The sequence below is a fragment of the Paenibacillus marchantiophytorum genome (genome assembly GCF_014640555.1).
Lineage (GTDB): Bacteria > Bacillota > Bacilli > Paenibacillales > NBRC-103111 > Paenibacillus_E > Paenibacillus_E marchantiophytorum.
This window is the reverse complement of sequence record NZ_BMHE01000011.1, coordinates 77,000-103,281: the sequence shown is the minus strand read 5'-3', so window position 1 is coordinate 103,281 and position 26,282 is coordinate 77,000. Positions and strand designations below refer to the sequence as shown.

Here is a 26,282-nt window from a genome sequence, read left to right as displayed (position 1 = left end):
GCCCATGCAAATTCAATACAACTTCGCTTTTCTAGACGAAGGATCCAAAAGGGAAATTAGACGAGCCACGCTGAAAGCTATTGCGATTCCTGGCTATCAAGTTCCGTTCGCCTCCAGAGAGATGCCAATTGGACGTGGTTGGGGAACAGGTGGGCTGCAGCTTACACTCTCCTTGATCGGGAAATTAGACAGGCTCAAAGTGATCGACCAAGGCTCAGATGAATCCGTCAATGCAGTCAGTATGAAGAAGCTGATTAACAAGACGACGGGAGTCATCGCTGTGGAGGAGACTTCAGAGGCTACACTGATCCAATCACGGCATCGCATCCCAGAAGTTCCTCTGAGGACGGGACAAATTCTGGTCCTGCAGGTTCCGATGCCGGAGCCGCTGCGCATGTATGAATCCAGTGAACTCGAGACGAAGAGGCTGCATGGGGAGAAGGAATATAGCGGCGCGTGGCTTATGCTGTTTGAGCAGATTATGAAGTATCGCAGCGTCTCCACGGGCGCTGACCATCCCGTGTTCGTACATGATCGCTATGTCATGGCTCCTAGTCCGATCCCTAAGTTCGACAACCCTAAGATGAACAGCTCAGAAGCATTAATTCTGCTTGGCGCTGGCCGGGAGAAGAAAATTTACGCAGTTCCGCCATTCACCAAGGTGGTCTCCCTGGCCTTCGAAGATGTTCCATTCGAACCAGAGTCCTTTCCTGGCAAGAGCTGCAAGCAGTGCGGGGCTCAGGATGTGTTCATGGATGAACTTTACGATACGGAAAAAGATGCTAATTACTATCAATGCAATGATACGAGCTATTGTCTAAGCCGAATGAATCAGCAGTTTTCTTAAAGAGGTGAAGAAAAATGAGTGAATGTTCAACCCCGATCCTAAGTGTGAAAAATTTGAATAAACATTTTGGTGCAGGCTGCAGGGAATGCCGCGATGCAACAAAGCGCCAATTGGATAAAAATTATTGCCCTGTCTGCTCTACGGTGTATTCTTGCCAGGATATTTCGTTTGATTTATTTCCCGGCGAAGTTCTCGGCATCGTGGGTGAGAGCGGAAGCGGCAAGTCGACGTTGATGAGGTGCCTGTACTTTGATCAAGAAGTAACAGCGGGGGAATCGTACCTGACGCCCTATAAAGATGGCAGCAGCAACCTATTCGAAGAATCCTCCCAACAGCGAAGATTTATCCGCAACCAGCTCATGGGCAAAGTGTATCAAAATCCAGTGATGGGGCTTAGGATGAACTTTTCCTCCATCGGAAATATTGCCGAGAAGATGATCGCCGCCGGAAGCCGCAATGTGGCAGCGATGGAATCCCGAGGCAGCGAACTGCTGGAGCGCGTTCATATTCCGCTCTATCGGATGAAAGAAGCACCGAAAAACTTCTCGGGCGGCATGCAGCAGCGGGTGCAGATTGCCAAGGCGATGTCCAACAATCCGCCTATTCTCTTGCTGGATGAAGTAACCACCGGACTGGATTTATCTGTGCAAGCCAATGTTTTGGATCTAATCAAGCACCTGCAAAGGGAACTGAACATCAGCATTCTGCTTGTATCACACGATCTTGGCGTCATCCGGATGTTGGCGGACCGAACGATGGTCATGCTGGATGGACAGGTCGTAGAGCAAGGCTTGACGGATCAAATTCTTGAAGACCCCCAACACGCCTATACGCAGCAACTCGTTCATTCGATGCTGTAGCGAATTTACAGGAGGAGTTCATCCCATGTATCTGATAACGAACGGTATTATTATTACTGAAGAAGCGCTATTAGAAGGTTATGACCTGCTTGTCCAACATGATCGAATCGCTAAGATCGTAGGTCAAGGCGAGTGTATCGTAGATGCCAATACAGAAATTATTGATGCGTGTGGCGGATACATTGCTCCGGGGCTTATCGATATCCATTCCGACTATATTGAGCATATGACGGCTCCACGGCCTACTTCTTTAATCGATTTCCGTCTGAGTCTGCGCGAGACAGAGAAGGAGTTGATCGCTCACGGTATCACGACCATGTTTCATTCCTTGTCCATCTTCAAGTCCGTCGATTACAAATATCGGCCTATCCGAGAGCCTGAGAATGTGCGCAAGCTGGTTGACCTGATCGATGAGACACACAATAGCAAGCATTTGGTGCGTCACCGGTTTCATGCCAGATTCGAGATTGATAATCTCGATGAAATCGAAAGCTTAAAAAGCTACATTATGGAGGAAAAGGTCCATCTCCTATCCTTCATGGATCATACGCCAGGTCAGGGGCAGTACAGGGATTTGGAAATGTATAAAAAGACGATCCGCGGATACGAAGACGTTTCGGATGAAAATGTGGAACTCATTATTGCTAATCACCAGTCCAAGCAGAAAATGACCGTGGATGCCATCCGCGAAATCGCCGAGATGGCCAAAGCCAGAAACATTGCCGTTGCTTCGCATGATGACGATTCTGTGGAAAAGCTGGACCTGGTGCAGAGTTTCGGCACGACGATCAGCGAATTCCCGATTACGCTTGAGATTGCCCGGAAAGCGAAGGAAAAAGGCATGTTCACGATAGCCGGAGCGCCTAACGTTATACTGGGAGGCTCGCATAGCGGGAATCTCTCTGCTGCGGAGGCCGTCAACGATGGCTCTATCGATATTCTATGCAGCGATTACTATCCATCTGCAATGCTGCACGCCGTCTTTCAATTAGCCAATCAGTATGAGAAGAGCTTGGCCGAAATGTTCAAACTCGTCACCCTGAATCCTGCAAGAGCTGTCAACATGGATGAACAGTTAGGTTCGATTCGAGAAGGGAAAAAGGCGGATTTGCTCATTATTGAACGGCTGGAGCCTGATGATTTCCCTGTCATTACGGCAGTGATGGTAGATGGCAAGCTGATTCAGAAAACGAATTATAGAATTTAATGGGGGTGATGGCATGGATAGCCTCCTGTCAATCGAACAGTTGTCCAAATCGTTCATATTGCACAACTTAAACAAACAGATTCATGCGGTTGAAGACGTCAGCCTTAACCTGAAAGAGGGTGAATTTGTAGGGATTACGGGGAAGAGCGGAAGTGGCAAGTCGACCGTGCTGAAATGCATTTACCGAACATACCTGCCTCAATCAGGCAGGATCTGGTATCATTCGCAGCGCTTTGGCCTGATCGATCTGGTGACCGCTCCTGAGAGAATGATCATCGAGTTGCGGAAATTCGAAATTGGCTATGTCTCGCAATTCCTCAATGTAATGCCGCGAACGACAGCCAGAGAGTTGGTTCGTCATGCGATCGTAGAAATGGGACATGATGCGATTTATGCTGAAAATGAAACCGTCAAAATGCTGGAGCATTTTGAGCTGGACCGCAGCCTATGGGACAGCTATCCGGGAACCTTTTCCGGGGGAGAAAAGCTTCGTCTTAACATTGCCAGAGCCATGGTCAAGCGGCCAAGACTGCTGCTGCTGGATGAGCCAACCGCGAGTTTGGACCACGGATCCAAGATGAAGGTCAAGCTTCTGATTGAACAGTTGATGAAGGAAGGCACCACGATGTTGGGCATTTTTCACGATCTCGAGTTTATGCAGAATTTGTGCAACCGGGAGTATCAAATTAAGGACGGCATTGTCTATCAAGAAGCATTGAAAATCGGGAGGGATATGTAAATGAAGAAAGTGTTGACACTTGTTATTTCTTTAACTCTTGCTGCTGTCATAGCAGGCTGTGCGTCCAAAGCTGGCGAAGGCGCCAAAGCCGACGCCCCCGTAAAAACCAAGGATACGATCACGATCGCCTGGTACCCGAATGAATCCGGGGCTGACTTGAAAGATGCGCGTGATGAGCTGGGCAAAGTCATTGAAACGGCAACAGGCAAGAAAGTAGAGCATAAAACAACGACAGATTATATTATCGCCATTGAAGCCATTGCGAGCGGCAATGCCGATATAGCTTTCATGGGACCTCAAGGATATATCGAAGCCAATGCAAAGAATAAGAAGGTTCAGCCTCTGGTCGTGATGAGCGGTGAGTCCGGAACGCTGGATGATGCTGTGTATTACAGCTGGCTGAACGTTAAAAAAGGGGAGGAAGAGGCGTACAAAAGCGGCAGCAGTTTCTCGATTAATAACATTGCTGGCAAGAAAATCTCTTTCGTATCCAATTCTTCCACATCCGGATTCAAAGTGCCTTCCGCTGGAATCGTAAGCTACTTCAGCAAGATGGATAAATACAAGAGCTTGACTGCGGATGATCTTATTCAAGGCGGTAAGGACAAATTTTTCAGTGAAGTGCTGTTTGGCGGATCGCATCAAGGGGCAGCAGTCAATCTTTTGACTGGCAAAGCAGATATTGCCGCATTCTGTGATACTTGCGTGGGCAACTATGTAGAACTGTCTTCTGGAACGGCTAACAAACCAGGAGCAGTTTATAAAGTTAAACAAGGCGCGGCTGAGCCATTCAATACACTTATTGGCAAGGAATTTTCCCTCATTTCTGTCACACCGGTATTAAACTCCCCATTTGCAATCAACACAAGCACCATTAGTGCAGACGATCAAAAGAAGCTGAAGGACGCGTTCATCTCCGACATCGTGACCAAAAACCCGAAGATTAATCTGCCCAAAGATTCAAAGGAGTCCGGAATGTTCAAGCAAAAGTCAGGTAAAGAGAAATTTCTGACGGTCGAAGATGCTTGGTTTAACCCGGTTAGAGAGCTATCGAAGTAATTGTACCAACCGTACCAATCGTACCTACCTAATTTGCCAAAGGAGTTAACCATGACAACGTTATTGGAATTCAAGCAGGTATCGAAGCAGTATGGTGCGGATACAAGAGCGTTATTAGATATTAACTTCGCTGTGAAAGAAGGGGAATTTGTTTCGATCATCGGACCTTCGGGAGCAGGGAAATCCACGCTCCTTCGCTGTATTAACCGTATGATTGACGCTAGCAGCGGAGAGATTATTTTTGATGGTGCCAGTGTACTCGGTTTTAAGAAACGCGATCTGAAGAGGCTGAGAACACGGATTGGGATGATTTTTCAACATTATAATCTGGTTAATCGGCTGAGTGTCATCGAGAACGTTCTGCATGGACGGCTTGGCTACAAGTCAACTCTGGCGGGGATGTTCGGCATTTACTCCGAAGCAGAGAAGAGGCAGGCGTACAGCATCCTGCAAATGCTCGGTCTGGAAGAGCAGGTCTACAAACGCTGTGATCAGTTAAGCGGTGGTCAGAAACAGCGGGTTGGCATTGCGAGGGCTCTGATTCAGAACCCCAAAATGCTGCTGTGCGACGAACCCATAGCCTCCTTGGATCCGAATGCTTCCAAAATTATTATGGAGCATCTACGCAGCATCTGTTCCAAAATGGGTATTACCGTCATCATTAATTTGCACCAAGTGGACATAGCTTTGAAATACTCAGACCGTGTGATTGGTGTAAATAAGGGAACAATCGTCTATGACGGCCACCCGGCAGGTATTCATGCGGACCAGCTCAGCAAAATCTACGGGGCAGAGCTGCATGAGTTCATGGCTGATCAGGGAGGGCAGCATGCAGGCTAACTTTTTTGCCAGAAAAAGAAGGAATTCATTCATTTATTACGCCTTGCTCATTCTGGTCACTGTGGCCGCAATAACAATAACCGATTATAACGTGGTCAAGGGGTTCACCTCGATTCCCAAAGCAGCCGAGTGGGCGTTTCAGAATTTCTATCCCAACGAAAAAGCGATGAAGAAACTTCCTGCTATTATGGATTCTTTGATCGAAACCGTACTAGTCTCGATTGCAGCGACAACCGTTGCTTCTATATTCGCATTGTTGTTTGCCATTCTTGGTTCCAACACGACCGGAGTTGGTGGTGTAGTAAGCCTGATCAGTCGTTCAATCGCAACTTTGTTTCGCAATATTGATGTTGCCGCTTGGTCGATGATACTGCTGTTTTCATTCGGGCAAAGTGTAATGACAGGCTACTTTGCTCTTTTTTTCGGTTCTTTCGGATTTTTGACCCGCGCCTTTATTGAATCTATCGATGAAGTAAGCAACAGCTCCGTGGAGGCGCTAAGAGCGACTGGCGCCTCTTATTTCTCCATCATCTTCCAATCCGTCATTCCTTCAAGCATTCCTCAATTGCTGAGCTGGATCCTTTTTATGGTGGAAACGAATATCCGCCAAGCGACATTAATTGGTATTTTAACAGGGACGGGCATTGGGTTTCTGTTCAGCTTGTATTACAAAAGCCTGAATTATAGCTCCGCCTCATTGGTGGTACTCGTGATTGTGGCTGCCATTATGTTGATAGAAGCCATTTCCAATTATGTCAGGAGGGTGATTCTCTAGCATGGAACTCCATGAAATTGCCAGGAAAACCATTGACGGAACCAGAGGGCCGAAAGGGTTTCCAGATAAACACATTAAGGCTAAACCTTTCAGCCACGCAGCGCTTGTGATTCAACTTACCTTAGGTTTGCTGGCAGCTTTGAGCATATATGGGTTTGCAACTTTTGACTATAAGAATATCAATCTGCTGGACAGCATCCAATCAACCGCGTTGACGATCAAAACAATGTTCTTGGAACCCCATTTGAAGCACTTTACATTCGGCGAAGCCCTTAGGCAAGTTATCATCACATTGGGACTGGCTTTTCTGACCACGCTGTTCGGAGCTGTCATTGCCTTGTTTCTAGCTTTATTTGCGGCACGTAATCTATCTACAGGCACAGCTTCGGTCATCATTAAAGCTGGCGTAACTTTCATCAGAGCTGTTCCTACCGTGTTATGGGTACTGATTTTTGCAGTTGCTGCTGGACTGGGAAGTGTTGCGGCAGTTATCGGCATGACCTTCCATTCTGTAAGCTATTTGGTCAAAGCTTATTCGGAGTCGTTCGAAGAACTAGACAAGGGGGTAATTGAAGCGCTGAAAGCTAGCGGTGCTACTTGGTGGCAGATTGTGTTTCAAGCTGTCATCCCTTCGTCTGTTACGTATTTGATATCATGGACATTCACGCGCTTTGAGATCAACTTTGCGGTTGCTGTTGCTATGGGAGCGGCAGCCGGCGCAGGTGGAATTGGGTTTGATATGTTTATGGCTAGTGCTTTTTATTATGATGTTAGAGAAGTCGGGGTTGTTACCTATTTTATTCTCTTCTTTGCTATTCTGCTGGAGATTCTGGCCACAAGGATTAAGAAGAAGCTTAGAGCGAAGGTGTAGAAATGGTTAGCTGAAAGGGTACGGCTCACACTTGATCCGGTGGAGCCGTATTTGTGCGCGGGGGAGGACACTCAGCAGCTTCCGCATACAGGGAGGAGCGGTATTTGGCAGGAGGCATCCCTACGTGCTTGCGAAACAGCCGGAAGAAATAATTCATGTCGGGGATGCCGACTTTGGAGCTGATTTCCCGCAAGGAAAGGTCGGAGTGCTCCAGCAGATTTCGCGCCTTCTGGATGCGAATTCTATTCATATATTGGAGCGGCGTTAAGCCGGTATGTTTCTTTAAGCATTTGGATATATAATCAATTGAAAAATGCAATGTCTTCGCCATTTCTTCAAGCCGAAAAGGCTTTTCGCTATGTTCACTTAAATAGGCGATGATGTCGTCGCAGAGCTGCCTGCTGGATTGATTGTGGGAAGACTTGGCGAAATTCTGAAGCATGATGAGAAGCTGCCCGAACATGATTTGAAGCGGGAGCATCTTCTCAAGCTCGGAACGATTGTGAAGCTCAATCAGATCGTCCAAGAGAGACCATAATTGCCCTGTGTTAAGTTCTATGTATTTGGGCAGATAGATGACATGTTCTTGCGGTACATGGTCCTTATAGGTGCTGATGGGGAGAATGGCATGCCAACGGATTTCCTCGGCGGGAACCAGACGCTGGGCTGGTGGGTGTTGGATATGCAAATAGTAGACCAGCGTGTCTTGCTGGCAAGCTATATGGCTGTAGTGACGTTTGCCTGGTTCCAAGACCAGCATCTGATTTTCGCTGATTTCGTAGGGAATTCCGTCTTCTGTCATATACAAAGTGCCTCTGCGTACGATAATGATATCGTATAGAGGGAAAACCCGATCAAGATGGCTGTATGACTTAGGGAAATTCACTTTGTTGATCATGACCATAACGGGAAGAGGCGGTATAGAAAGCTCGAGACATAGCATGAAAATCAACCTTTGCTATTATTTTGTGGCCTAAGTATAGTACGTTGATTGGTAGGATGCAAGTGATAAAAACTGATTCTGTACTTAAATTCAATGATTCTCTGAATAGTAAGATGGGGGGAGTACTTCTATAATGAAAGAAGAACATGACCTTTTCCTACTAGAATGGAGTGACGTTGAGGATGACCAAAAACTTATACGGAAAATTGCTGCCAGCTCCCCGAAATGGCGGATTCCAGATGACAGACTACTGGGTCTGGTGCGGTTCGGTTGTGCAAGGGGAGGACGGACAATTCCACATGTTTGCCTCGCGTTGGCCCAAACATCTTCCCATGCATCCTGGATGGCTCGTCCATTCAGAGGTCGTGCGGGCCGTTGCCGCTGCGCCGGAAGGGCCGTATGAATTTGCGGAAGTCGTTCTTCCGGCAAGAGGAGCCGAGTATTGGGATGGCCGCAGCACGCATAACCCCCATATTGTAAAGCACGGCGATAAGTATCTTCTCTACTATATGGGGACAACGTATCCATTTCCTGACGTCTTGCCAGGCGAAGCGTATGGGCTGGATGATCCGCGCTGCATCGTTGCCAGAGCAAACAAACGGATCGGGCTGGCTATTGCGGATCATGTTGAAGGCCCTTGGGAGAGACTTGATTCTCCAATCCTAGGCGTTCGCCCTGGCAAATTTGACAGCTATCTAACGTCGAATCCGGCTCCATGCGTGCATGAAGACGGTTCCGTGCTGCTGATTTACAAATCCAGAGCTTACAAAGGCCATACATATAGTGATATGGCGCTTGGGGCGGCACGGGCGGATCTTTACAGGGGGCCATATCGCGTGATAAGCGAGGAGCCGTTGTTTCCTCCGGCTGATGTACATCTGGAAGATCCGTTCATCTGGCAGACAGAGAACGGCTACGCGATGATCGCCAAAGATATGAAGGGGAACGTCGGGGGTGAACGGCATGGCGGTATTCAAGCCTATTCCTCCGACGGTTTGAGCTGGCACATTGCCGCTCATCCTAAGGCTTATTCGAGACTTATTACCTGGAGCGATGGCACGACCAAACAGATGGGCAATTTTGAAAGGCCTTTTCTGCTTTTTCAAGAGGGCAGACCGACTCATTTGTTCGCCGCTACGGCTGATGGGGAAGGCAACTTCGGAGGCCGGAACACATGGAACATGGTTATACCGATTGGTGATTAGTTATTGGGGCTGCTGGGATTTTTCCTGGCAGTCTTTATTTTTGGCGTCAACTGCTGTTTTCTTCAACAGGCTATGGGCAAGCGGAATCTTTTATGAACTGTATTTATGAACTGTATGATGCTTATAGACGAAAAAATGGCGTGTTTAGAAATCTAATGAACTGAATTGGCGTTATCGAGTCGTTTATTGGCGGAATGGTGATCATTTACATGAAATAACGTCTCGGGGATTCATTAGAATTTGAAAATGATCTATTTTGATCAAATAAAGGTTATTGAGTTCGTTAGGCGACCCGGCACATAGTGCGAGAAGACTACGGTTGGATTAAGCCGATTGAGGCAGAGGGATAGAGGCAGCGCGATGAATTGCGGAGCAAATGCCGCAAAATCTGAATGACGGAATATTACAAGCACCCATTATCGCACGGAAGAAACCAGCAGCCCCTGAGACTGCTGGTTTTTGACGCTTCTAAGTAAAGCCGAGCTTCACCGCCATGCTATAGCCAGCCGGACCGAAGTTATACCTTTTGCGCAGTTCGATTAGGTTGGGACCGAATGTTTGTTCCAGCGTTTCACGGTGCACGTGCATAATCTCATAGATGTAGAGGTCATGGATAATGACCTCCGTGATCGGCATGACGAGACCTGGGTGCATGGTCCAAGCGGCGCGGCTGTCCGTTCCAAGAGAAACGATACCCGCAACCACTTCGCGGTCATCTATGCTCGCCACAATCCAACGGCCGCCGTATTCCCGTGTAATCTCTTCACTCGAATCGTGCGGGTACACTTGCGCAAAATCGAACTGCAGTTCTCCATAAACGACGATCAGAATTTCGACGCCTCGTTCCGCAGCCCTGCGCAGTTCCGGCTCCAACAGCTTGGCTTCTTCTGTCCAGATTTCAAGCAAGATACGACCAGTCGCCCGATTAATCGCTTCCGCTGCCCGGCTTAGAATGGCATCAAACCCGGTGATATTCCAAATGTTTTCCCGATTTAAGGAGACATATGAGTAGTGGGCTAGCGCTGTCTCAGCTGCTTCGAATGAGGAATCGATTTTGCTTTTCTTCAGCCGCATCAGCTCTTGCGGCGGCAGTGGCGTGTATAACGAAGGATCTTCGTGACTGACCATAACTTCGCCGCGCTCCACCATTCCGCTTAGCACTTCATAGATTTTGGAACGAGGGACACCCGAGTTCAAAGAAATCGCATACCCCGATAAAGGAGATTTATCTAGGAGCGCAAGGTACGCTTTGGCTTCATATTCGGTAAAATTCAAATCCTGCAACATCTTAATGATTTCTATTTTCATTTAGTAATTTCCTACCTCCATATCGTAGATAAGGCCGTTTCTTTCACTATATCCGATCTACTCCATTATTACACTTGACAGGAGATAGTGCCAATAGTGTACCATGATTGTAGTGGCTACAAAAGTAGCTACTATAGGAAGATCCTAAGAATTACTTGGAGGTAAAGCATGGATGCATCGAAAGAGATCCAAAAGGTACGATTAACAAAGGCGCAAACAAGCAGCAGTCTTTATCTAATCGCCGTCATTATCGCTATTTTGCTATGGAGCACCTCGTTTGTTGGGACTAAGATTGCCTACAATTCCTTTCCTCCTCTTACATTGGGGGCGGCTCGCTTTGTAATTGCATCAATCATTTTAGGAGCAATTATGCTGTCTAGAAAAGAATTTTTAAGGCCTGCACCTAAAGATCTGGGATTGATGGCCTTGAGCGGAATACTGGGAACGACGCTTTATTTTGCGTTGGAGAATATCGGGCTTGAGCAGACAACGGCATCGAGCGCTGCGCTGATTGTCGCTTCTTACCCTGCCATAACAGCGCTGCTTGAATTCATTTTTTATCGCGTGAAAATTTCCTGGCTGAAGGGGCTCGGGATTGTCATGGCCGTAGTCGGCGTGTATCAGATTTCGGGCGGCAGTTTAGGGGGGAGTTCAGATCAGCTGAAGGGCAACCTCATTCTAATTCTGGCGGGCGTTGTGTTCGCAGCTTATAATTTTACCACACGTAAAGTTGTCAAAAATTATTCAATGGTAACCGTTTCGTTCTATCAGACGATCGCAGGGACACTTGCATTCATTCCGCTTGCGCTAATTGAACGGTCAAGATGGCAGGTGCCTAGCACAGAGTCCCTCTGGATGCTGCTTTATCTGGGAGTATTCTGCTCGGTAACCGCTTTTATGCTTTATAATTATGGACTGAGGAAGCTCAGCTCGGGTACTGCTATGGCGTTGATGAACCTTGTCCCTCTCTTTGGCGTGTTATTGTCAACCGTATTCTTACATGAAGTCTTACATATATTTGATTTGATCGGTGGATTGATTATTATTGTTGGGGTTATTCTGAGTGTGAGGGACAGGTGAGACGGCGGTTTTCAGACTCAAAGGGCATCTAACGAACTGTACGATGCTAATTGATGAGAAAATGGCTTGTTTGGCGATTTAATGAACTGGATTGGCGTTATCGAGCAAAATTTAAGCGGAAAAGTGATCGTTTGCATGAAATAGCGCATCTGGAAATCGTTAGATTTTCAAAATGCGCTTTTTTGGCCGAATAAAGGGTATTGAGTTCGTAAGGGGCGCCATCCCAATTATTACCTTCACACAACAGACACAGTGACATTGAATTAACACTCGTTATCAATCGCAAAGAGGTGATGAAAGATGGCGTTATTCGAGAGATGGGCGAGACGGGCGCGGTTCTGTCCGACCCCAAGTCGGACTATACGAAAGCTCTGTTGAACGCGGTATCTTTTGCTCCAACGGAGTTTTATGTAGTCTAGGTTCCTTTATATGGTAAAATGAGTATATAGTGAGATGGGGGATGTGATTCTTAATGACTGAGCAAATTGAGAAAAGTGGAATCAGAGGACATCACAAGAAAGCAATCATCTACCTAGTGAATCGTTTGCAACAGGATTCCGATTACTTGGCTGTGATTATTACGGGCTCTGTGGCTAAAGGATTAGCACGGGAGGATTCAGATATTGACTGTTATCTGGTTGTAAAAGATGAGATATTCCAGGACCGGAAACAGCGGGATCATTTGTTTTATTATGCAGAAGATGGTTGCGATTACAAGGGGGGTTATTATGACGGGAAAATTATTAATTCTGATTTCCTGCAGGCAGCGGCAGAAAAGGGGAGTGAGCCGACACGCGCCTCTTTTGAAGGAGCGATCGTCGCCTTTTCTCGAATACCAAACTTGGACGAACTTGTTAGTCGTATATCGGTGTATCCGGAAGATCGGCGGGAGAGTAACTTCAAGGACTTCTTTGCTCAAGTGGAGTTGTACGGAGGATATTTCGCTGATCGAGCGTTAGCCTTGAATAACGCATACTTATTATCGCAAGCGGTTAGTCAAGTTGCGTTATTTGCAGGACGATTGATTCTTGCTTATAATAGAACACTCTTTCCCTGCCATAAATCAATGATGAGTACGTTGGAGAGGGTACCTGAAAAACCAAAATCCTATGTGCAATTGCAGAATGAGATGCTTGCTAGGCCAAACAAAGAAACAATCAGCACTTTCGTTGAGTGCGTTCGTTCCTTCCATGATTGGGGAATTTCACCGATTGAATCTGTCAGCCGCTTTATCGTGAACAACGAATGGAATTGGTTGGAAGGTGAACCTCCCCTCAGTGACCGCTAGGGAAAATTAGGGATATTATGAAGGAGGCAAATGGATGATGAAACTTCGCTGTGCCATTTTAGACGACTATCAGCAAGTGGCGTTGACTGCCGCGGATTGGTCCCGGATTTCGGACAAGGTGGAGGTCAAGAGTATTGATCGGCATATCGATCAACCGAGTGAACTGGTTGAACAGATTGCCGACTGTGAGATTGTCGTGATTATGCGTGAACGGACTCCTTTCCGTGCAGCGCTTCTTGCTCAGCTTCCCCGCTTGAAGCTGTTAATTACGACAGGCATGCGCAATGCGTCGATCGACATGACCGCAACCGCTTCGCAAGGCGTAATCGTTTGCGGCACGGGCGGCGCAGGCAACGCAACCGCCGAGCTCACGTGGGCTTTGGTGTTGGGGCTCGCCCGCAACATTGTGCAGGAGCATAACGCGATCCGCAGCGGTCAGTGGCAAAGTACCATTGGAACGGATTTGTATGGGAAGAAGCTTGGCTTACTTGGACTCGGCAAACTGGGCAGCAAGATCGCCAAATTCGGACAAGCGTTCGGCATGGACGTCACAGCATGGAGCCAAAATTTAACGAAAGAGCGTGCGGACGAAGTTGGCGTGCGATTAGCCGCTTCCAAGGAAGAACTTCTGGAGAGCAGCGACTTTGTGTCCATTCATCTTGTATTAAGCGACCGGACAAGAGGGTTGATTGGCGCCGCAGAGCTCAAACGTATGCGTCCTTCGGCATACCTGATCAATACGTCCCGCGCTCCAATCGTGGATCAAGCTGCACTTGCCGAGGCTTTGCAGAACGGCTGGATCGCTGGCGCCGCGGTAGATGTATTCGAGGTGGAACCGCTGCCTAAGGACGATATCTACCGGTCGCTTCCGAATCTTCTTACTACGCCGCATATTGGCTATGTATCGGAAGCGAATTATGAAGCTTTTTATACAGATGTAGTTGAAAATATTGAAGCCTATCTATCCGGATCTCCGGTTCGAACGCTTTCTTGATTTGTTGAAAGATGAGCTTTTCTAAGGTTTACGATGACCTAGTGCCTGTGGCCTATGCTGCAGGTTTTTTCATGATTTACATGCAACCAAATTATTGCATATAATTGAGGCATGGATAAACTCTTTAAAGCACTTGCTGATGGCACACGCAGAGAATTGCTCGACCAATTGTTCGCGAATAACGGACAATCCTTAGGAGAACTTTGTAAACAAATGACGATGAGTCGTCAAGCTGTTACGAAGCACCTTTTGCTGCTGGAAGAGGCAAATTTAGTGACTATCGTTTGGCAAGGTCGTGAAAAGCTGCATTATCTTAACCCGGTACCTATCGCTGAAATTTATGAGCGCTGGATCGGCAAGTTTGAGCGTCACCGGATCGAAGCACTAAACACACTAAAGCAAGCCTTGGAGGAGGATACTAATCATGAATAAAACTTCATTCGCGTATACGACTTACATTGCAACTACACCTGAGAAGCTTTGGGCAGCCCTAACTAGCAGTGAATTCACCAAACAGTATTTTTTCGGTCGTGAAATCGTCTCGGATTGGCAAGTTGGATCTAGCTTTAAATTGATGAATAAAGATAAAGTTGAACATTATGGTGAAGTTCTTGTCTATGAGCCGTATCGATTACTAACCATTTCCTGGAGCGTTAAGGACGTTGAAGTAGAGCGAATGTCTACGGTTACTTATGAATTAACACCCATGGACGCTACTGTGAAACTATCGCTCCGACACGAGGAATTATTAGACAAGGATATTCGCAAAGATGAAGGCAAGATAGAAGGGTTTAATAATGGCTGGCCAGTCATTCTAAGCAATTTAAAGAGCCTGCTTGAAACAGGCAAAACTCTGGCAGCCTTTTAGTTTAAGAACATCGAGAAGTTACCCCAGCTGCCTTGTGCGGGGGGAGGGAACTATAGTACGCTATTCTGGAAAAAAGTGTAATTATCACGGGGTTGAGGGAACTACAGTACGCTATTTTGCTGTTTCATGGGAATTTCAGCGTTTTTCGTGAAAATAAGACCCTGTAGTTCCGCTAAGACTGCGAATCCCTGCTTTTTGCCTAAATAGCGAACTGGAGTTCCCTTTCATAGGTTTTGTCGCTTTGAAGAAGTTGATTTCTCAGGGCAGCGAAGCCGATTTTCTCCATTCAGAGGTCCAAACGTTCGCAGACATTTCACTTATGAGGAATTTCCATTATCGCTATAATAACGAGATAGAAAGGATGATGGAAATTGCCTTCTCATTACCCTAAGACAAGTCTAAGAAGATATTTGTGATATGAAATTTATCTTACACTTGTAATAAAAAATGGTAATAATGAATTAACTCTTTTATTATCTTCCATAATTTTTTATATTCTTTATTAAGAACTAACTTGTTTTTAATAAAAATATTCGAGGGCACTCAAGGTGAACAAGCGATATGAAGAGTTAGATTCCCTGCGTGGTTTGGCAGCGCTCTGTGTTGTGTTTTTTCATTTGTATCAAGTAATTCCAATCAACAAACTTTTTAAAGTAATATTCGAATACAGTCCCCTCCGTTTATTTATTTCTGGTGGGGAGTCGGTGGTTATGTTTTTTGTTTTAAGTGGATTTGTTTTGGCGCTTCCTTATTTTGATTTTCTTAGTAATCTAAATCCTGTTATATGGTCGCTTGTTCATGAAATGAGAATATCCATTATTTCCCATTAATTATGATAATAATAGCGAAATTAGATTGGAAAAAGGCATTAGCTTTCAGCGCTTTGGTAAGTCTACTGGCAATCGTATTATTTATTATATTCAAGCCTGCAAGTACGGGGACAGAATATGTGGCATCACTTAATTACACAGCTTTGTTCATTATAGGTGCGTTGTTAGCGAAATATAGAAGTTATATCTCTCATAAATTCAATTCACTTAGCGTTAAAGTGAAAATTTCAGTATTCGCATTTGGAATAGCTACTTATTTATTTGTACACCCTTCATTTGTAATAAAAGCACTCTTATTTCAGAACATTCCCCCCTTCTATAGAACAGTTATAGATTCTTGGTTTATTACTTTAGGGGCTGTCATTTTGATAATTTTCACTTTAAACTCCGCACGATTGTCCCGTATGATGAGACATTTTTTCGTGATATTTCTAGGTAAAATCTCCTATAGTTTGTACCTAGTACATGTGGTGATAATTCTTACAGTGGTCCAAACATTATATGGCCGGGGTCTACCAATCGGTATCCTCCTGAGTGGTTCGCTGCTAGTCTCTCTATTTATTGCTTCTATGATGTACTTTTTCATCGAGAAGCCATCCATATGGCTCGGCAGAGTTCTAACAAAAAGTAAGAAGATGAAGCTAGATCAAATTAAGTCATAATCAGTTGCACAAAAAGCCATTTGAGTACAATCTCAAGTGGCTTCTTGAACTGTGAGTTGGTGCTGGGAGACCCGCCGCACGCAGAGTTACGGAATCGTCAAGCCGCTATTCAAGCAGTTCCGTTACGGAATGAGCACCGTGTTCTTCTCCTGCAGCGTGGCGAGATCATTCGCTTTGATCAAATCGTTCGAGATGGTGTACAGGGTATCCCCGATGTATAGCACGCGCCGTACCTGTTTATCGCCAGCCTGAACATATTGCCCCGCTTTTTTCAGATCATCCTCGCTGAGATGGGTGATACTGCCGCGGAGCTGGAAGCCTTTGTCCAAATCAAGTCTGTATACGTAAGCACCTTGAAAAGCAAAAGTACCATACGAGCTTACCGATTTAGTGTTACTGGAAGCATCAAATTTCATCACATTGACAGGAAACGAGAGTAAATTCTTTTCCTTGGAAAAGAGTAAAGCTCTATGATTGTGCAGCAGCTCCGAATCCGTTCCTCGGTCGCCAATCAGTTCCTTAAATTTCTCCTTAGGATGATTCACATCGGTGATATCGAAAAGCGCCATTTTCATACCTTGATAATAGGCGATAGACTGCGGTTCTTGCGAATTCTTGAGGTCAACCTCGATCGTATCTTTGCCGAAGCCAATTACATGGTTTTCATCATACGGATGCAAGTAATCGCTATAGCCGGGGATTTTTAACGCACCTAGTAATTTCGGTGCAGCAGGATCCTTCAAATCCATAACAAAAAGGGGATCCGTGTTTCTGAAAGTAACCATGTAAGCCCGGTCACCCATGAAACGCGCAGCATAGATTCTTTCCCCAGGCGCTATATTTTCAATCTTACCTGTCACTTTCAGGTTCGCGTCAAGGATGAAAACATGGTTCATCGATGTTCCTTCATCTGTCCGCCCCATTTCGCCAGTTGTCGTCGCGATTCGGAAATGCCCATTATGTTCATCCATGGAAAATTGATTGAGTAAACGGCCTGGCACTTTGCCGGTATTCGTGAACGATGCTTTCCCTGCTTTTAGCCCGAATTGATAAATAATCGTTTCCGGTTGGAACGATTGCTGTTCATAATTCGTAACGGCGATAGTTAAGTTTTCTTCGGAGGCGTACACATTTTGTCCAGAACCGAGATAAGAAGTGACGTTCATGGTCTGTTGCAACTCATTAAGATTAATGCTCCCGATGAGCACATAGTTAGGCTCTATGGCTTTTGGCAGGTAATAGACTTGATCTAATGGAATCTTTGTAAAAGCATCGCCTGAGACTGAATCTCGGTAGGCCGGAGCAAGGTCTGTTAAAGCATCATCATCATGCTTCTTTAATTTCTGATATCGATTGTAATTCACAAACTTATTGGAGATAAAGTACAGTGACGACCCGATTTTGCGGGAGGAGACGTAGTTTCCTTCAAGCTCAGCTTCTTTCACAAGCTTCAGATTGCTGCGATCCGTGAGATCGTAAACCATAACTTTAGCGTTGCCTTGGGACTTCATCGGCATGATTAGTCGCTTTTCTGTGAGGCCAGTTGGGCCGTTATAAGGAACTGATGTATCGTAGTTGAGAGAGTTGCCGATCACGATAAGATGCTTGTCATCCACGTAGATTTCACTAGGTTGGAACTGCGCGCCTTGATTTTTGGGGAAATCGAGAATGCTCAGCACTTTCATCTGATCGGCAGGATAAGCCTGAGTAACGACAATGCGTTGTCTGTTAACCGTATAGATATAGCTTCCGTCTGTTTTGACAACATCGGATTCATCCACGCCTTGCACTTGAACATTCGTGCTGGAATACTCGGGAACAACTGCTGTGGTCGATTCCTTCTTAGCACTAGATGAATCAACACTAATTGGAGATAAGGCTTCAGTGGACGTTTCGGTTACAACGGTTTTACCCTGGGAAATAACCCTGACATTCCCTATGCTTTGATTCTGCGATAGCAGAGTGAGCAAGTGGTCATAGGTGCCGACAACAGGCAAACTGTCCGTTTGCTTCGTGATATTCACAGAGTTGGTGGCAGTATCCCAGCGAACCACATAATTGGTGCTTTCCATAAAAAATCGCAGTGGAACGTACATCGCACCATTTACCATTTGTGTACTGCCGTAAATGGTGTTTGCTTTACCGTTCACATAGGCAACGTCTGAATTCATAGGCAGCTTGAGCTCGTACTCGTTCTGAGAAACGATTGCCATCTGATCAGTTGCGTTCCATGTAACATCCATCCCCGCAATTTTGGCTAGATCCCGAACCGATGCCATCAGAATGCCATCGATCTTCATCGGCTGCTGGGAGAAAACAATCGGCTGCCCTTCCAATAGGACAACGGGTTCTTGAGCGGCTTTCGAGGCAACTGGAGCAAACGTGGAAGTTAAGATCATTGCGCTAAGCAGGAGACCGATGGTCCATACTTTCTTCTTCAAATGTTTTCATCCCTTCATCTTTTAAATTGTATGGCAAATTTTTCTATATCTACTTAACGGTTTCACAGGGGAATATGTTTCAGCAATCGGATAATTGATTATCAAATGTTTTGTACCTTTTGAGAAGCTGACTGTGATGTTAAGATAGTTGTATTCAAATGAAAGAGGAGTCGCAACGTCAAACAAGACGAATGCATGCCGAATGCTAGATTCTCTCCGTATTCCTTATAAGCTTCAGGAGTATGATTGGGATGAGATGATTTAGCAGCAGCTTCGGAAGGGCAGCTTGTTGATATTGTTAATTAAAGGTGAGAGGATCTATTCACAGTCCTTTTTTGGGTGAACCAAATTGCCAATAACACCAAGAAGCCGCTATTCGGAGCCATCCGACGTCGGCTTTTTGGCAATATAAAAGTTTATATGTTTTGGAGTGAGCTCGGAGTTACTCCAGCCGCCTTGTGCGAACAGAGGGAACTACAGTCCGCTATTCTAGCCAAAAGTATCCATATCGCGGGGGTGGGGGAACTACAGTCCGCTATTTTGCTGTTTCAAGGCAAATTGAGCGTTTTTCGTGGAAATAAGACCCTGTAGTTCCGCTAATACCCTAGCATCCCTGCTATTTGCCTATATAGCGTCTTCTAGTTCCCTTAACAGGTTTTGACGCTACTAAGAGGCTGATCTCTCAGGGCGGCGAAGCCATTTTTCTTACGCAACTTAGTGCAGCATGCGAGATTGAGCAGGAGCGAAGGCTCGCAGGCCACTACTTTTAACTCGATGATTTGTCTGATGCGGGCAGATTTCCCGGGAAATGTCCCGGCGTCATCTGGCGCAGGTCCGACACACGAATCGGTGACGCTGCCCGGAACCTAATAAATTCTTGACATATTCGTGTTAAGTTATTAGTAACTAGGGGGTGCTAGAATGAATAATACACTAATCGGTATATCCAGAGATTTGATTGCGAATTTTGCAATCGTTACAGCTTATTTGTTTCTAACCAGCCAAGTCATATTTAAGAATAAGATTTTGGATTCCACGGCATCCATAAGCACCAAAGTTCTTATCGGGTTCTCGGCGGGCATACTTGGGATCGTATTGATGGTCTTTACTGTTGAGTTTGATGGAACCATTTTGGACTTTAGGCAGATTGCTGTTATTATTTCAGCGCTTTTTGGTGGCATATATGCTTCCATTCTAACGGGGCTCATGATCTTTTTTATGCGTTTGTTCGCTTTTGGCGTAGTAAGCCATACTTCCGTTATAGCAGCTTCAAATACTATTTTTTTATCCCTGGCTGTTGGCGTTATTAGTCGATTTAACTTGACATTTTGGAAGAAATGGATTTACGCGCTCGTTGTTTGTAATGTCTCTACAGCTATTGTATTTTTCATAAATCTTGGGACAAAAGGGGTCTTACCTGCTTTCATCTATGTGATTATGTTGACGGTTGGAGGGTTAATAGCCGGCTACTTGACGGCTTTCCTGGTCAAAGCGAAATCCCATTTTCAAAGGATGGAAAAGGCCGCAACGTTTGATTTCCTGACAGAGTTGAACAACCATCGAACATTTGATGAAGTATTCAATGTTTCATTGCAGAAAGCCATAGAGAAAAATGAATCTTTGTCCTTGCTGATGATAGATATCGACCATTTTAAGAAGATTAATGATACGTATGGACATTCCAATGGAGATGTCGTGCTAAAACAATTTGGGAAATTATTAAAGGATGCCTCTCGCTCCTTTGATATTGTCTCACGAAATGGAGGAGAGGAATTCTCGATTTTACTTTACGATTTGCCTCATAAACATGCACTTGTCGTAGGAGATCGGGTACGAAGTGCGATAAGTAAACATGCGTTTGTTCTTAATGATGGTCAGACCATCAAGATTACGGTTTCAATAGGTGCTGCTACGTATCCAGATACGAAGGAGGAACTTATTGAACAAGCAGATAAGGCACTGTACAAAGCCAAAATGAATGGCAGGAATAAGGTGATCTCGAACCAAGAGGTTCTGGGTGGGATCTAATTATCCATATCACCAAAGATTTTATAAATTTACCGAAATCACAGAAGCAGCCGGCTCAGGAGCAAGCACGATACCATTATCTGAATTCGTCCAAGATGCGCCTTCTAGCGCAGAGATTTGATGGATGCCTCTAAGCACGATCGTGTATGGTTGATTGCTCCCTTTAACCGAGATATCAATAAGATTAAGCCTGCGCGAAGCTTTCACCGTCAATTGCTTGTTTGCTTGCATGTCATAAATTGTTGTTTCCACGGCGGCTCCATCCGCCAATTCAAACAAATGAAGCGACACATCCTCCGCATAATTGTAATCTGGCTTCCGGTCGTTGGCTCCAATAGCCAGCAGGGTATTCGGTTTAACCAATAATGGAAGCGTCATGTAGCCATGCGTTTCCTGGTGCCATTTGCCTCCTTCAACCACATGACCATGGAAGAAATCGGTCCAGCGCCCCTCGGGCACATAATACTGTACAGTACCTAGCTCATTGAAGATGGGCGCGACGAGGAGGTTGTCTCCTAACATGTACTGCGTATCCAGGTGATGTGTGGTCGGATCAGCCGGGAAATCAAGCACCATCGCGCGCATCATGGGAATTCCTAACTCTGTGGATTGGATTGCACTTGCGAACAAATAAGGCATTAACTTGCTTTTTAGCTTGGTGAAATGTCGGAGCACATCGACGGCTTCATCGTCAAACAACCAAGGGACCCGGTAAGACTCATTGCCATGCAAGCGGCTGTGCGACGATAGCAGGCCAAAAGCGACCCAGCGCTTATAGATATCAGGCGGCGCGGTTTTCTCAAAGCCACTGATGTCATGGCTCCAGAATCCGAATCCGGATAAACCAAGGGAAAGGCCCCCGCGCAGCGATTCTGCCATCGAATCGTAGTTAGCCGAGCAATCGCCACCCCAGTGGACAGGGAATTGCTGTCCTCCAGCTGTAGCGGAGCGGGCGAACAGCATGGCTTCGTTCTTGCCGAGTTTTTCTTCCAATACTTCGAAAACGGCCTTATTGTATAGGAATGTATAATAGTTGTGCATTTTGAGCGGATCCGAACCATCGTGATACTGAACATCGGTTGGGATGCGCTCGCCGAAATCGGTTTTAAAGCAATCCACGCCCATATCAATGAGGCGACGCAAATGCCCTTTGTACCACTCTGTGGCTTCCGGATTGGTGAAATCCACCAGTCCCATGCCAGCTTGCCAGAGGTCCCACTGCCAAACATGACCGTCCAAAGTTCTGACCAAATAACCATGATCCATGCCCTCTTGGAAAAGCGGCGATTTCTGTCCTATGTAGGAATTAATCCAGACACAAATCTTCAGTCCCTTGTCTTTGAGGCGACGCAGCATGCCCACGGGATCTGGGAACATATCGGCATCCCACTCAAAGTTGGTCCATTGGTATTCTTTCATCCAAAAACAGTCGAAATGGAAGACATGAAGCGGGATGTCTCGTTCAAACATACCGTCGATAAAACGATTCACGGTTGCTTCGTCATAATCCGTTGTGAAGGATGTCGTTAACCACAGACCGAACGACCAGGCAGGCGGCAGAGCGGGTTTGCCCGTGAGTTTCGTATAATTACTCAGCACCTCTTTTAAAGTGTTTCCGCCTATAATGAAATACTCAATCTGTTCACCGGGTACGCTGAATTGGACTTTGGACACCACTTCAGAGCCGACTTCAAACGATACATGCTCGGGATGATTGACGAAAACACCATAGCCTTTACTGGATAAATAGAAGGGCACATTTTTGTAGGCTTGTTCGCTGCTTGTGCCGCCATCTTCGTTCCAGATATCAACGGTTTGCCCGTTTTTAACGACATTGGTGAAACGTTCTCCGAGTCCGTAAATATGTTCGCCAATGCCCAGCTCAAGCTGCTCGCGAAAGAAAACCGCTTTATCCGCAGTTGTAATATGCCCCGCACCCTTACTGTTGGTTCCGGTTAAACGACGGTCTTCGAAGTAAAACTCAGCGCCCCACGTCTGATGTTTGTTGACTTTCACGGTTATACGACCTGATTTCAGCGAAACTTGGTCATCACTTTCATCAATTGAAACGGGAGTTTGCTTATTGTCAGCGATTCCAAAAGCGGGTCCATTCGAACGCTTACCAGCATGATGGGTCCAACGTACGCGGATGATATCAGGAAGTGGGGAGCTTAATTCACAAGTCAACATGGCTCCATTCAAGGTATCGCCTTTACGTTGAATCCATCTCGCGGCAGCGTAGACAGTCAGGCTGTTCGCTTCTTGATGCACATCCCGGACATCGACTGGATTAAGGACTGTGTATCCGTCTTTGGCCATCCAATAACCATTCGAAAATTTCATTGCCATCATCCTCTCAAAATGTTGTAATATCATTATATTGATTTAATAATTATAGATCTTTCGGAATATTGCTTATTAATATCATTATTTTGACATTACGTTGATTTCTTGAGAAAAAGGAGATCCATCAATGGAGCAGGCACAATTCAAAGAGGACCGCATACACGGTGACCCGCTGTATCCGATCCGAGTTTATGAAATCAACTGCCAGCCAGGGGAGGAACTGCTTGAACTTCACTGGCATGACGAATTGGAATTCCTCATGCTTACCAAGGGAAAGGCTCTATTTCGCGTTTCCATGCAAGACTATGAACTGGAAGCGGGGGAAGCCATATTCGTGAATGGCGGTCAACTTCATTCCGGTCAAATCGTTACGAATGAGGGATGTTCTTTCACTGCGATTGTGTTTCATGCCGATATCTTGGGAGGGGACCGATTTGATCTCGTTCGTGAGAAATATATTAACCCGCTGATCCAGCAGAAATATGTTGTTCCCGTTCGAATTCGTCAAGATACAGTGGAAGAAAGAGAGATTCTGACACTGCTTGGGCAAGTGTTTGAGGTTAATCTTAACGAAAAGCCTTTCTTCGAACTTTCTACGAAAGCGTATCTGCCGTTGATAATTTCCAAGCTTATGATGCTCGGAGGGCCATCTTTCCGTGAACTTCCGCTTCCTGTTAACCCAGCGCATATCGATCGATTAAAGGATATTATTGCCTATATGCAGGCGAACTTCAGTTCAGCGATTCGATTGGAGGACCTTGCAGCGATTGCCTCTTTTAGCGAGTCCTATTTTTGTCGGTATTTCAAGGGTTTTACCGGTAAAAGCCCAATGGATTATTTAAATCAGTTGCGAGCAAAACGAGCGGCATTGTTACTGAAGGATACGGACAAGAAGATTACAGAGATTTCGTTTGATGTTGGATTCAACACGTTGAGTTATTTCATTGGTGTATTTAAAATGCATTTTGGTTGTACCCCATCTCAGTATCGCAAAAGATTAAACGAAGACATAAAGAAGCGGGAGCGTGGCTGAATGGCTGCACATTCATATCCTCATTCCCGCTTAGTATTCAACTAAGCCGTCGCATGACCGATTCGATCGGGCCACGTTTCATCCATTTTCTCCAGACATAGGAGAAGAGGACAGCGAGAATGAAATAGCCGCAGCCATAGGCAATGGAGAAGGAAAGATTACCATTTTCCAAAAAACGTATCAACTCCAGAAAGCCTAAACCGACGATGATGTGGCCGACATAATGGGTTAGCGATAGCTGGCCGGTATTGATAAGCATTCGCACTACAAGGAAGTTGCCGCATATGTCTACAATATAAAGACTGATAGCGATGACTGCTAAAGCTAGACAAGTTGCTGATAAAAGATACAGCATCGTAGGGGGCATCGGTTTGGTCGTAAATAAATAACTGGCAGATGCTAGATCAAGGAAGGGATAGCTCCATTTAATAAGAAGGTAGGAGACTGTCTCGAAGAAAACAGTTCCCAAGAGAGCATAAATCAGCAATTTCGCTCTGTTTTCCTTACCCAGCCAATGTTTTCTGCCAGTCCACATGCCAATTAGGAAAAAACAAAACCAGGGGAAAAAGGGATGAAAGCCATTGAGCAATAAATTGCGGCTGAAACCTGCCAAGGTCCAAAAATCGGTATAAACATGAAAACGCGAGTCCCAACCAAGACTATAATCAAAAACGATCAAAAAAAACTGTGATGTTACTAACAGCCCAACAAACAGCAAGAGTATTTTTTTATCAGATAAGGTGATCATCGTAGAGGCGACGAGCAGGAATAGCGCATAATAGTGCAAAATATCGGCATTCCAACCCATTAGAAGCAAGCCTGCACCTGCTAGTAGGAGGAAACCGGCTCGCTTCAACAAACTATTCCTATTTTGACGAATAAGGTCTTTATTGCATGAAAGATATGCTTTCGATGTCATTAATGACACGCCAATGCCTGCGAGGATGACAAAGAGGGCTGCGGCTCTCCCCTCAAACAGTCCTGCTACAGCGATTAACCATGCCGCTCCGCCATTATCGGCCTCCATGGCAAGCTTATAATTCACAATAATCATGCCGAAAATTGCCAGTGCCCTAGCAAAATCAAGCGCTGTGATTCGTTGTGCCGACGCGCTCATGTGGCCTCAACTCTCATTACAATCGTATGGACGGCCTTGGTCCATATGTCTTCATAATTACAATCAATCCCATAGCTGATAAAATTATCGATGCTCGATATGATCATATTCAGCAATTGCGCTTTCACAAGCACATCGGTGTCATGGATCACCCCAATCGCAGCCCCATGCTGCAGCAGCCCTGCAAACCCCGATGTAAATCCGTCGAGAACTTCGATCAATTTCTGCGAGTACTTCATGTTCCTGAAGCCAAGCGCTTGATACTGATGCATGATGCGTGAGTAATTTTCGTCTTCTTTTTGCTGTGCGATAATGTTCAGGCCATCTGAGATCAATCTCTCTTTAAAATTAGTCGCTGTATAGTTCGGAATGTGGAAAAAGCTAGTGAAACCGATGCTTTTACATATTTCATCAAACAGTACATCGATCATGGCTTCTTTGGATACAAAGTGATAGTACAGAGCAGGTTTGGAGATTTTCACTTCCTTGGCGATCATGGTCATGCTAGTTTTCTCGAAGCCGTGTTCAGCGAATAGGCGATACCCGGTATTTAAGATATCTTCATACGTCGAAGTTGGTTTCATTGATATTTCCTCCTCTATTCAGTTACTTACTTACCGTTCGGTAAGTAAACTATACCTTAAACGTGTGAGATAAAGCAATAGGAATATGAAAATAAGGCAGCACGCGCGCACAGTGAGTAAGGAAATGCAGCAGATAGTCTTGCAAAATGCGACTTTCGCGCATCGACATTCCTCATGGTTGTATTCATAACGACGATGAAAAGACCAAGTGTCCATAGAGGCATTACGATTTTATCATTCAAAAGGATATCATCCCGTCTGTTCAAATTTATTACTTTAAAATTATACGCTCATCTTGAGTGATTTCAAACCAAAATAAAAAGGCTCATCTTCAGGAATCCCCCTAAGATGAAGCCT

At 45.5% G+C, this 26,282-nt stretch carries 25 protein-coding genes; 19 read left to right on the top strand and 6 right to left on the bottom strand.

The window, feature by feature from the left end:
* Window positions 1-4: 4 nt before the first annotated feature.
* Genes IEY34_RS13345 through IEY34_RS13310 form a run of 8 tightly spaced genes read left to right on the top strand, consistent with a single transcriptional unit; the run spans window position 5 to window position 7,198 of the window.
* Window positions 5-847, top strand: coding sequence for an alpha-D-ribose 1-methylphosphonate 5-phosphate C-P-lyase PhnJ (locus tag IEY34_RS13345; protein ID WP_189012284.1), 843 nt, complete (start codon window positions 5-7; stop codon window positions 845-847).
* A gap of 14 nt (window positions 848-861) precedes the next feature.
* Complete coding sequence (locus tag IEY34_RS13340; RefSeq protein WP_189012282.1) at window positions 862-1,707, top strand: ATP-binding cassette domain-containing protein; 846 nt, start codon at window positions 862-864, stop codon at window positions 1,705-1,707.
* A 25-nt stretch (window positions 1,708-1,732) separates the two neighbouring features.
* Entirely contained in the window at window positions 1,733-2,914 is a 1,182-nt protein-coding gene (gene phnM / locus IEY34_RS13335) for a phosphonate metabolism protein PhnM (protein ID WP_189012280.1), read from the top strand.
* 13 nt (window positions 2,915-2,927) lie between these two features.
* Window positions 2,928-3,653 (top strand): phosphonate C-P lyase system protein PhnL, encoded by a 726-nt coding sequence (locus tag IEY34_RS13330; RefSeq protein WP_189012277.1) that lies wholly within the window; start codon window positions 2,928-2,930, stop codon window positions 3,651-3,653.
* Window positions 3,654-4,712: a PhnD/SsuA/transferrin family substrate-binding protein gene (locus tag IEY34_RS13325; RefSeq protein WP_189012275.1), complete on the top strand. Its 1,059-nt coding sequence runs from the start codon at window positions 3,654-3,656 to the stop codon at window positions 4,710-4,712. It abuts the gene before it with no gap.
* 51 nt (window positions 4,713-4,763) lie between these two features.
* Window positions 4,764-5,552, top strand: coding sequence for a phosphonate ABC transporter ATP-binding protein (phnC, locus tag IEY34_RS13320; RefSeq protein ID WP_189012273.1), 789 nt, complete (start codon window positions 4,764-4,766; stop codon window positions 5,550-5,552).
* Window positions 5,542-6,327, top strand: a complete 786-nt coding sequence (locus IEY34_RS13315) for a PhnE/PtxC family ABC transporter permease (protein WP_189012271.1) — start codon at window positions 5,542-5,544, stop codon at window positions 6,325-6,327. The genes phnC and IEY34_RS13315 overlap by 11 nt, the downstream gene beginning before the upstream one ends.
* Before the next feature lies 1 nt (window position 6,328).
* Window positions 6,329-7,198, top strand: coding sequence for a PhnE/PtxC family ABC transporter permease (locus IEY34_RS13310; RefSeq protein ID WP_189012269.1), 870 nt, complete (start codon window positions 6,329-6,331; stop codon window positions 7,196-7,198).
* A gap of 25 nt (window positions 7,199-7,223) precedes the next feature.
* On the opposite strand, the gene IEY34_RS13305 is transcribed toward IEY34_RS13310, so the two are convergent.
* Entirely contained in the window at window positions 7,224-8,141 is a 918-nt protein-coding gene (locus tag IEY34_RS13305; RefSeq protein ID WP_189012267.1) for a helix-turn-helix transcriptional regulator, read from the bottom strand.
* 182 nt (window positions 8,142-8,323) lie between these two features.
* On the opposite strand from IEY34_RS13305, the gene IEY34_RS13300 reads away from it, so the two are divergent.
* The gene (locus IEY34_RS13300; RefSeq protein WP_189012265.1) at window positions 8,324-9,346 is read left to right on the top strand and encodes a glycoside hydrolase family protein; all 1,023 of its coding nucleotides are present in this window, start codon (window positions 8,324-8,326) and stop codon (window positions 9,344-9,346) included.
* Between the two features lie 468 nt (window positions 9,347-9,814).
* Here IEY34_RS13300 and IEY34_RS13295 read toward each other — a convergent pair whose 3' ends face one another.
* Window positions 9,815-10,654, bottom strand: coding sequence for a TrmB family transcriptional regulator (locus IEY34_RS13295; RefSeq protein WP_189012263.1), 840 nt, complete (start codon window positions 10,652-10,654; stop codon window positions 9,815-9,817).
* Between the two features lie 168 nt (window positions 10,655-10,822).
* On the opposite strand from IEY34_RS13295, the gene IEY34_RS13290 reads away from it, so the two are divergent.
* The 8 genes from IEY34_RS13290 (at window position 10,823) to IEY34_RS37845 (ending at window position 16,376) form a co-directional block, all read left to right on the top strand.
* Window positions 10,823-11,734: a DMT family transporter gene (locus tag IEY34_RS13290; RefSeq protein WP_189012261.1), complete on the top strand. Its 912-nt coding sequence runs from the start codon at window positions 10,823-10,825 to the stop codon at window positions 11,732-11,734.
* 293 nt (window positions 11,735-12,027) lie between these two features.
* Complete coding sequence (locus IEY34_RS37295) at window positions 12,028-12,153, top strand: hypothetical protein (protein WP_268240127.1); 126 nt, start codon at window positions 12,028-12,030, stop codon at window positions 12,151-12,153.
* Between the two features lie 53 nt (window positions 12,154-12,206).
* The gene (locus IEY34_RS13285; protein ID WP_189012259.1) at window positions 12,207-13,022 is read left to right on the top strand and encodes a nucleotidyltransferase domain-containing protein; all 816 of its coding nucleotides are present in this window, start codon (window positions 12,207-12,209) and stop codon (window positions 13,020-13,022) included.
* Between the two features lie 34 nt (window positions 13,023-13,056).
* Complete coding sequence (locus IEY34_RS13280) at window positions 13,057-14,016, top strand: D-2-hydroxyacid dehydrogenase family protein (protein WP_229757635.1); 960 nt, start codon at window positions 13,057-13,059, stop codon at window positions 14,014-14,016.
* Between the two features lie 111 nt (window positions 14,017-14,127).
* Window positions 14,128-14,448 carry an ArsR/SmtB family transcription factor gene (locus tag IEY34_RS13275; RefSeq protein WP_189012257.1) on the top strand — a complete coding sequence of 107 codons (321 nt, stop codon included), beginning with the start codon at window positions 14,128-14,130 and terminating at the stop codon, window positions 14,446-14,448.
* The gene (locus IEY34_RS13270; protein WP_189012255.1) at window positions 14,441-14,884 is read left to right on the top strand and encodes an SRPBCC family protein; all 444 of its coding nucleotides are present in this window, start codon (window positions 14,441-14,443) and stop codon (window positions 14,882-14,884) included. Before IEY34_RS13275 ends, IEY34_RS13270 begins: the two co-directional genes overlap by 8 nt.
* A gap of 548 nt (window positions 14,885-15,432) precedes the next feature.
* Entirely contained in the window at window positions 15,433-15,714 is a 282-nt protein-coding gene (locus IEY34_RS37850; RefSeq protein WP_189012253.1) for an acyltransferase family protein, read from the top strand.
* 2 nt (window positions 15,715-15,716) lie between these two features.
* Complete coding sequence (locus IEY34_RS37845) at window positions 15,717-16,376, top strand: acyltransferase family protein (RefSeq protein ID WP_373291243.1); 660 nt, start codon at window positions 15,717-15,719, stop codon at window positions 16,374-16,376.
* 122 nt (window positions 16,377-16,498) lie between these two features.
* Here the strand turns inward: IEY34_RS37845 and IEY34_RS13260 are convergent, their stop codons facing one another.
* On the bottom strand, window positions 16,499-18,817 hold the full coding sequence (locus IEY34_RS13260) for a beta-propeller domain-containing protein (protein WP_189012251.1): 2,319 nt from the start codon (window positions 18,815-18,817) through the stop codon (window positions 16,499-16,501).
* A 921-nt stretch (window positions 18,818-19,738) separates the two neighbouring features.
* Here IEY34_RS13260 and IEY34_RS13255 point away from each other — a divergent pair.
* Window positions 19,739-20,845, top strand: coding sequence for a diguanylate cyclase (locus tag IEY34_RS13255; protein WP_189012249.1), 1,107 nt, complete (start codon window positions 19,739-19,741; stop codon window positions 20,843-20,845).
* A gap of 21 nt (window positions 20,846-20,866) precedes the next feature.
* Here IEY34_RS13255 and yicI read toward each other — a convergent pair whose 3' ends face one another.
* Window positions 20,867-23,188, bottom strand: a complete 2,322-nt coding sequence (yicI, locus tag IEY34_RS13250) for an alpha-xylosidase (protein WP_189012244.1) — start codon at window positions 23,186-23,188, stop codon at window positions 20,867-20,869.
* Between the two features lie 130 nt (window positions 23,189-23,318).
* Between yicI and IEY34_RS13245 the strand changes: the two genes are divergently transcribed.
* Entirely contained in the window at window positions 23,319-24,224 is a 906-nt protein-coding gene (locus IEY34_RS13245) for an AraC family transcriptional regulator (protein ID WP_189012241.1), read from the top strand.
* Between the two features lie 37 nt (window positions 24,225-24,261).
* On the opposite strand, the gene IEY34_RS13240 is transcribed toward IEY34_RS13245, so the two are convergent.
* Window positions 24,262-25,341 (bottom strand): DUF418 domain-containing protein, encoded by a 1,080-nt coding sequence (locus tag IEY34_RS13240; RefSeq protein ID WP_189012240.1) that lies wholly within the window; start codon window positions 25,339-25,341, stop codon window positions 24,262-24,264.
* The gene (locus tag IEY34_RS13235) at window positions 25,338-25,925 is read right to left on the bottom strand and encodes a TetR/AcrR family transcriptional regulator (RefSeq protein ID WP_189012239.1); all 588 of its coding nucleotides are present in this window, start codon (window positions 25,923-25,925) and stop codon (window positions 25,338-25,340) included. The genes IEY34_RS13240 and IEY34_RS13235 overlap by 4 nt, the downstream gene beginning before the upstream one ends.
* Between the last annotated feature and the right edge of the window lie 357 nt (window positions 25,926-26,282).

Excerpts from the sequence above, each read along its gene's own strand:
- IEY34_RS13345 (WP_189012284.1), top strand. The coding sequence starts at position 5 with ATGCAAATTCAATACAACTTCGCTTTTCTAGACGAAGGATCCAAAAGG.
- IEY34_RS13340 (WP_189012282.1), top strand. The coding sequence starts at position 862 with ATGAGTGAATGTTCAACCCCGATCCTAAGTGTGAAAAATTTGAATAAA.
- phnM (WP_189012280.1), top strand. The coding sequence starts at position 1,733 with ATGTATCTGATAACGAACGGTATTATTATTACTGAAGAAGCGCTATTA.
- IEY34_RS13330 (WP_189012277.1), top strand. The coding sequence starts at position 2,928 with ATGGATAGCCTCCTGTCAATCGAACAGTTGTCCAAATCGTTCATATTG.
- IEY34_RS13325 (WP_189012275.1), top strand. The coding sequence starts at position 3,654 with ATGAAGAAAGTGTTGACACTTGTTATTTCTTTAACTCTTGCTGCTGTC.
- phnC (WP_189012273.1), top strand. The coding sequence starts at position 4,764 with ATGACAACGTTATTGGAATTCAAGCAGGTATCGAAGCAGTATGGTGCG.
- IEY34_RS13315 (WP_189012271.1), top strand. The coding sequence starts at position 5,542 with ATGCAGGCTAACTTTTTTGCCAGAAAAAGAAGGAATTCATTCATTTAT.
- IEY34_RS13310 (WP_189012269.1), top strand. The coding sequence starts at position 6,329 with ATGGAACTCCATGAAATTGCCAGGAAAACCATTGACGGAACCAGAGGG.
- IEY34_RS13305 (WP_189012267.1), bottom strand. The coding sequence starts at position 8,141 with ATGCTATGTCTCGAGCTTTCTATACCGCCTCTTCCCGTTATGGTCATG.
- IEY34_RS13300 (WP_189012265.1), top strand. The coding sequence starts at position 8,324 with ATGACCAAAAACTTATACGGAAAATTGCTGCCAGCTCCCCGAAATGGC.
- IEY34_RS13295 (WP_189012263.1), bottom strand. The coding sequence starts at position 10,654 with ATGAAAATAGAAATCATTAAGATGTTGCAGGATTTGAATTTTACCGAA.
- IEY34_RS13290 (WP_189012261.1), top strand. The coding sequence starts at position 10,823 with ATGGATGCATCGAAAGAGATCCAAAAGGTACGATTAACAAAGGCGCAA.
- IEY34_RS37295 (WP_268240127.1), top strand. The coding sequence starts at position 12,028 with ATGAAAGATGGCGTTATTCGAGAGATGGGCGAGACGGGCGCGGTTCTG.
- IEY34_RS13285 (WP_189012259.1), top strand. The coding sequence starts at position 12,207 with ATGACTGAGCAAATTGAGAAAAGTGGAATCAGAGGACATCACAAGAAA.
- IEY34_RS13280 (WP_229757635.1), top strand. The coding sequence starts at position 13,057 with ATGATGAAACTTCGCTGTGCCATTTTAGACGACTATCAGCAAGTGGCG.
- IEY34_RS13275 (WP_189012257.1), top strand. The coding sequence starts at position 14,128 with ATGGATAAACTCTTTAAAGCACTTGCTGATGGCACACGCAGAGAATTG.
- IEY34_RS13270 (WP_189012255.1), top strand. The coding sequence starts at position 14,441 with ATGAATAAAACTTCATTCGCGTATACGACTTACATTGCAACTACACCT.
- IEY34_RS37845 (WP_373291243.1), top strand. The coding sequence starts at position 15,717 with ATGATAATAATAGCGAAATTAGATTGGAAAAAGGCATTAGCTTTCAGC.
- IEY34_RS13255 (WP_189012249.1), top strand. The coding sequence starts at position 19,739 with ATGAATAATACACTAATCGGTATATCCAGAGATTTGATTGCGAATTTT.
- yicI (WP_189012244.1), bottom strand. The coding sequence starts at position 23,188 with ATGAAATTTTCGAATGGTTATTGGATGGCCAAAGACGGATACACAGTC.
- IEY34_RS13245 (WP_189012241.1), top strand. The coding sequence starts at position 23,319 with ATGGAGCAGGCACAATTCAAAGAGGACCGCATACACGGTGACCCGCTG.
- IEY34_RS13240 (WP_189012240.1), bottom strand. The coding sequence starts at position 25,341 with ATGAGCGCGTCGGCACAACGAATCACAGCGCTTGATTTTGCTAGGGCA.
- IEY34_RS13235 (WP_189012239.1), bottom strand. The coding sequence starts at position 25,925 with ATGAAACCAACTTCGACGTATGAAGATATCTTAAATACCGGGTATCGC.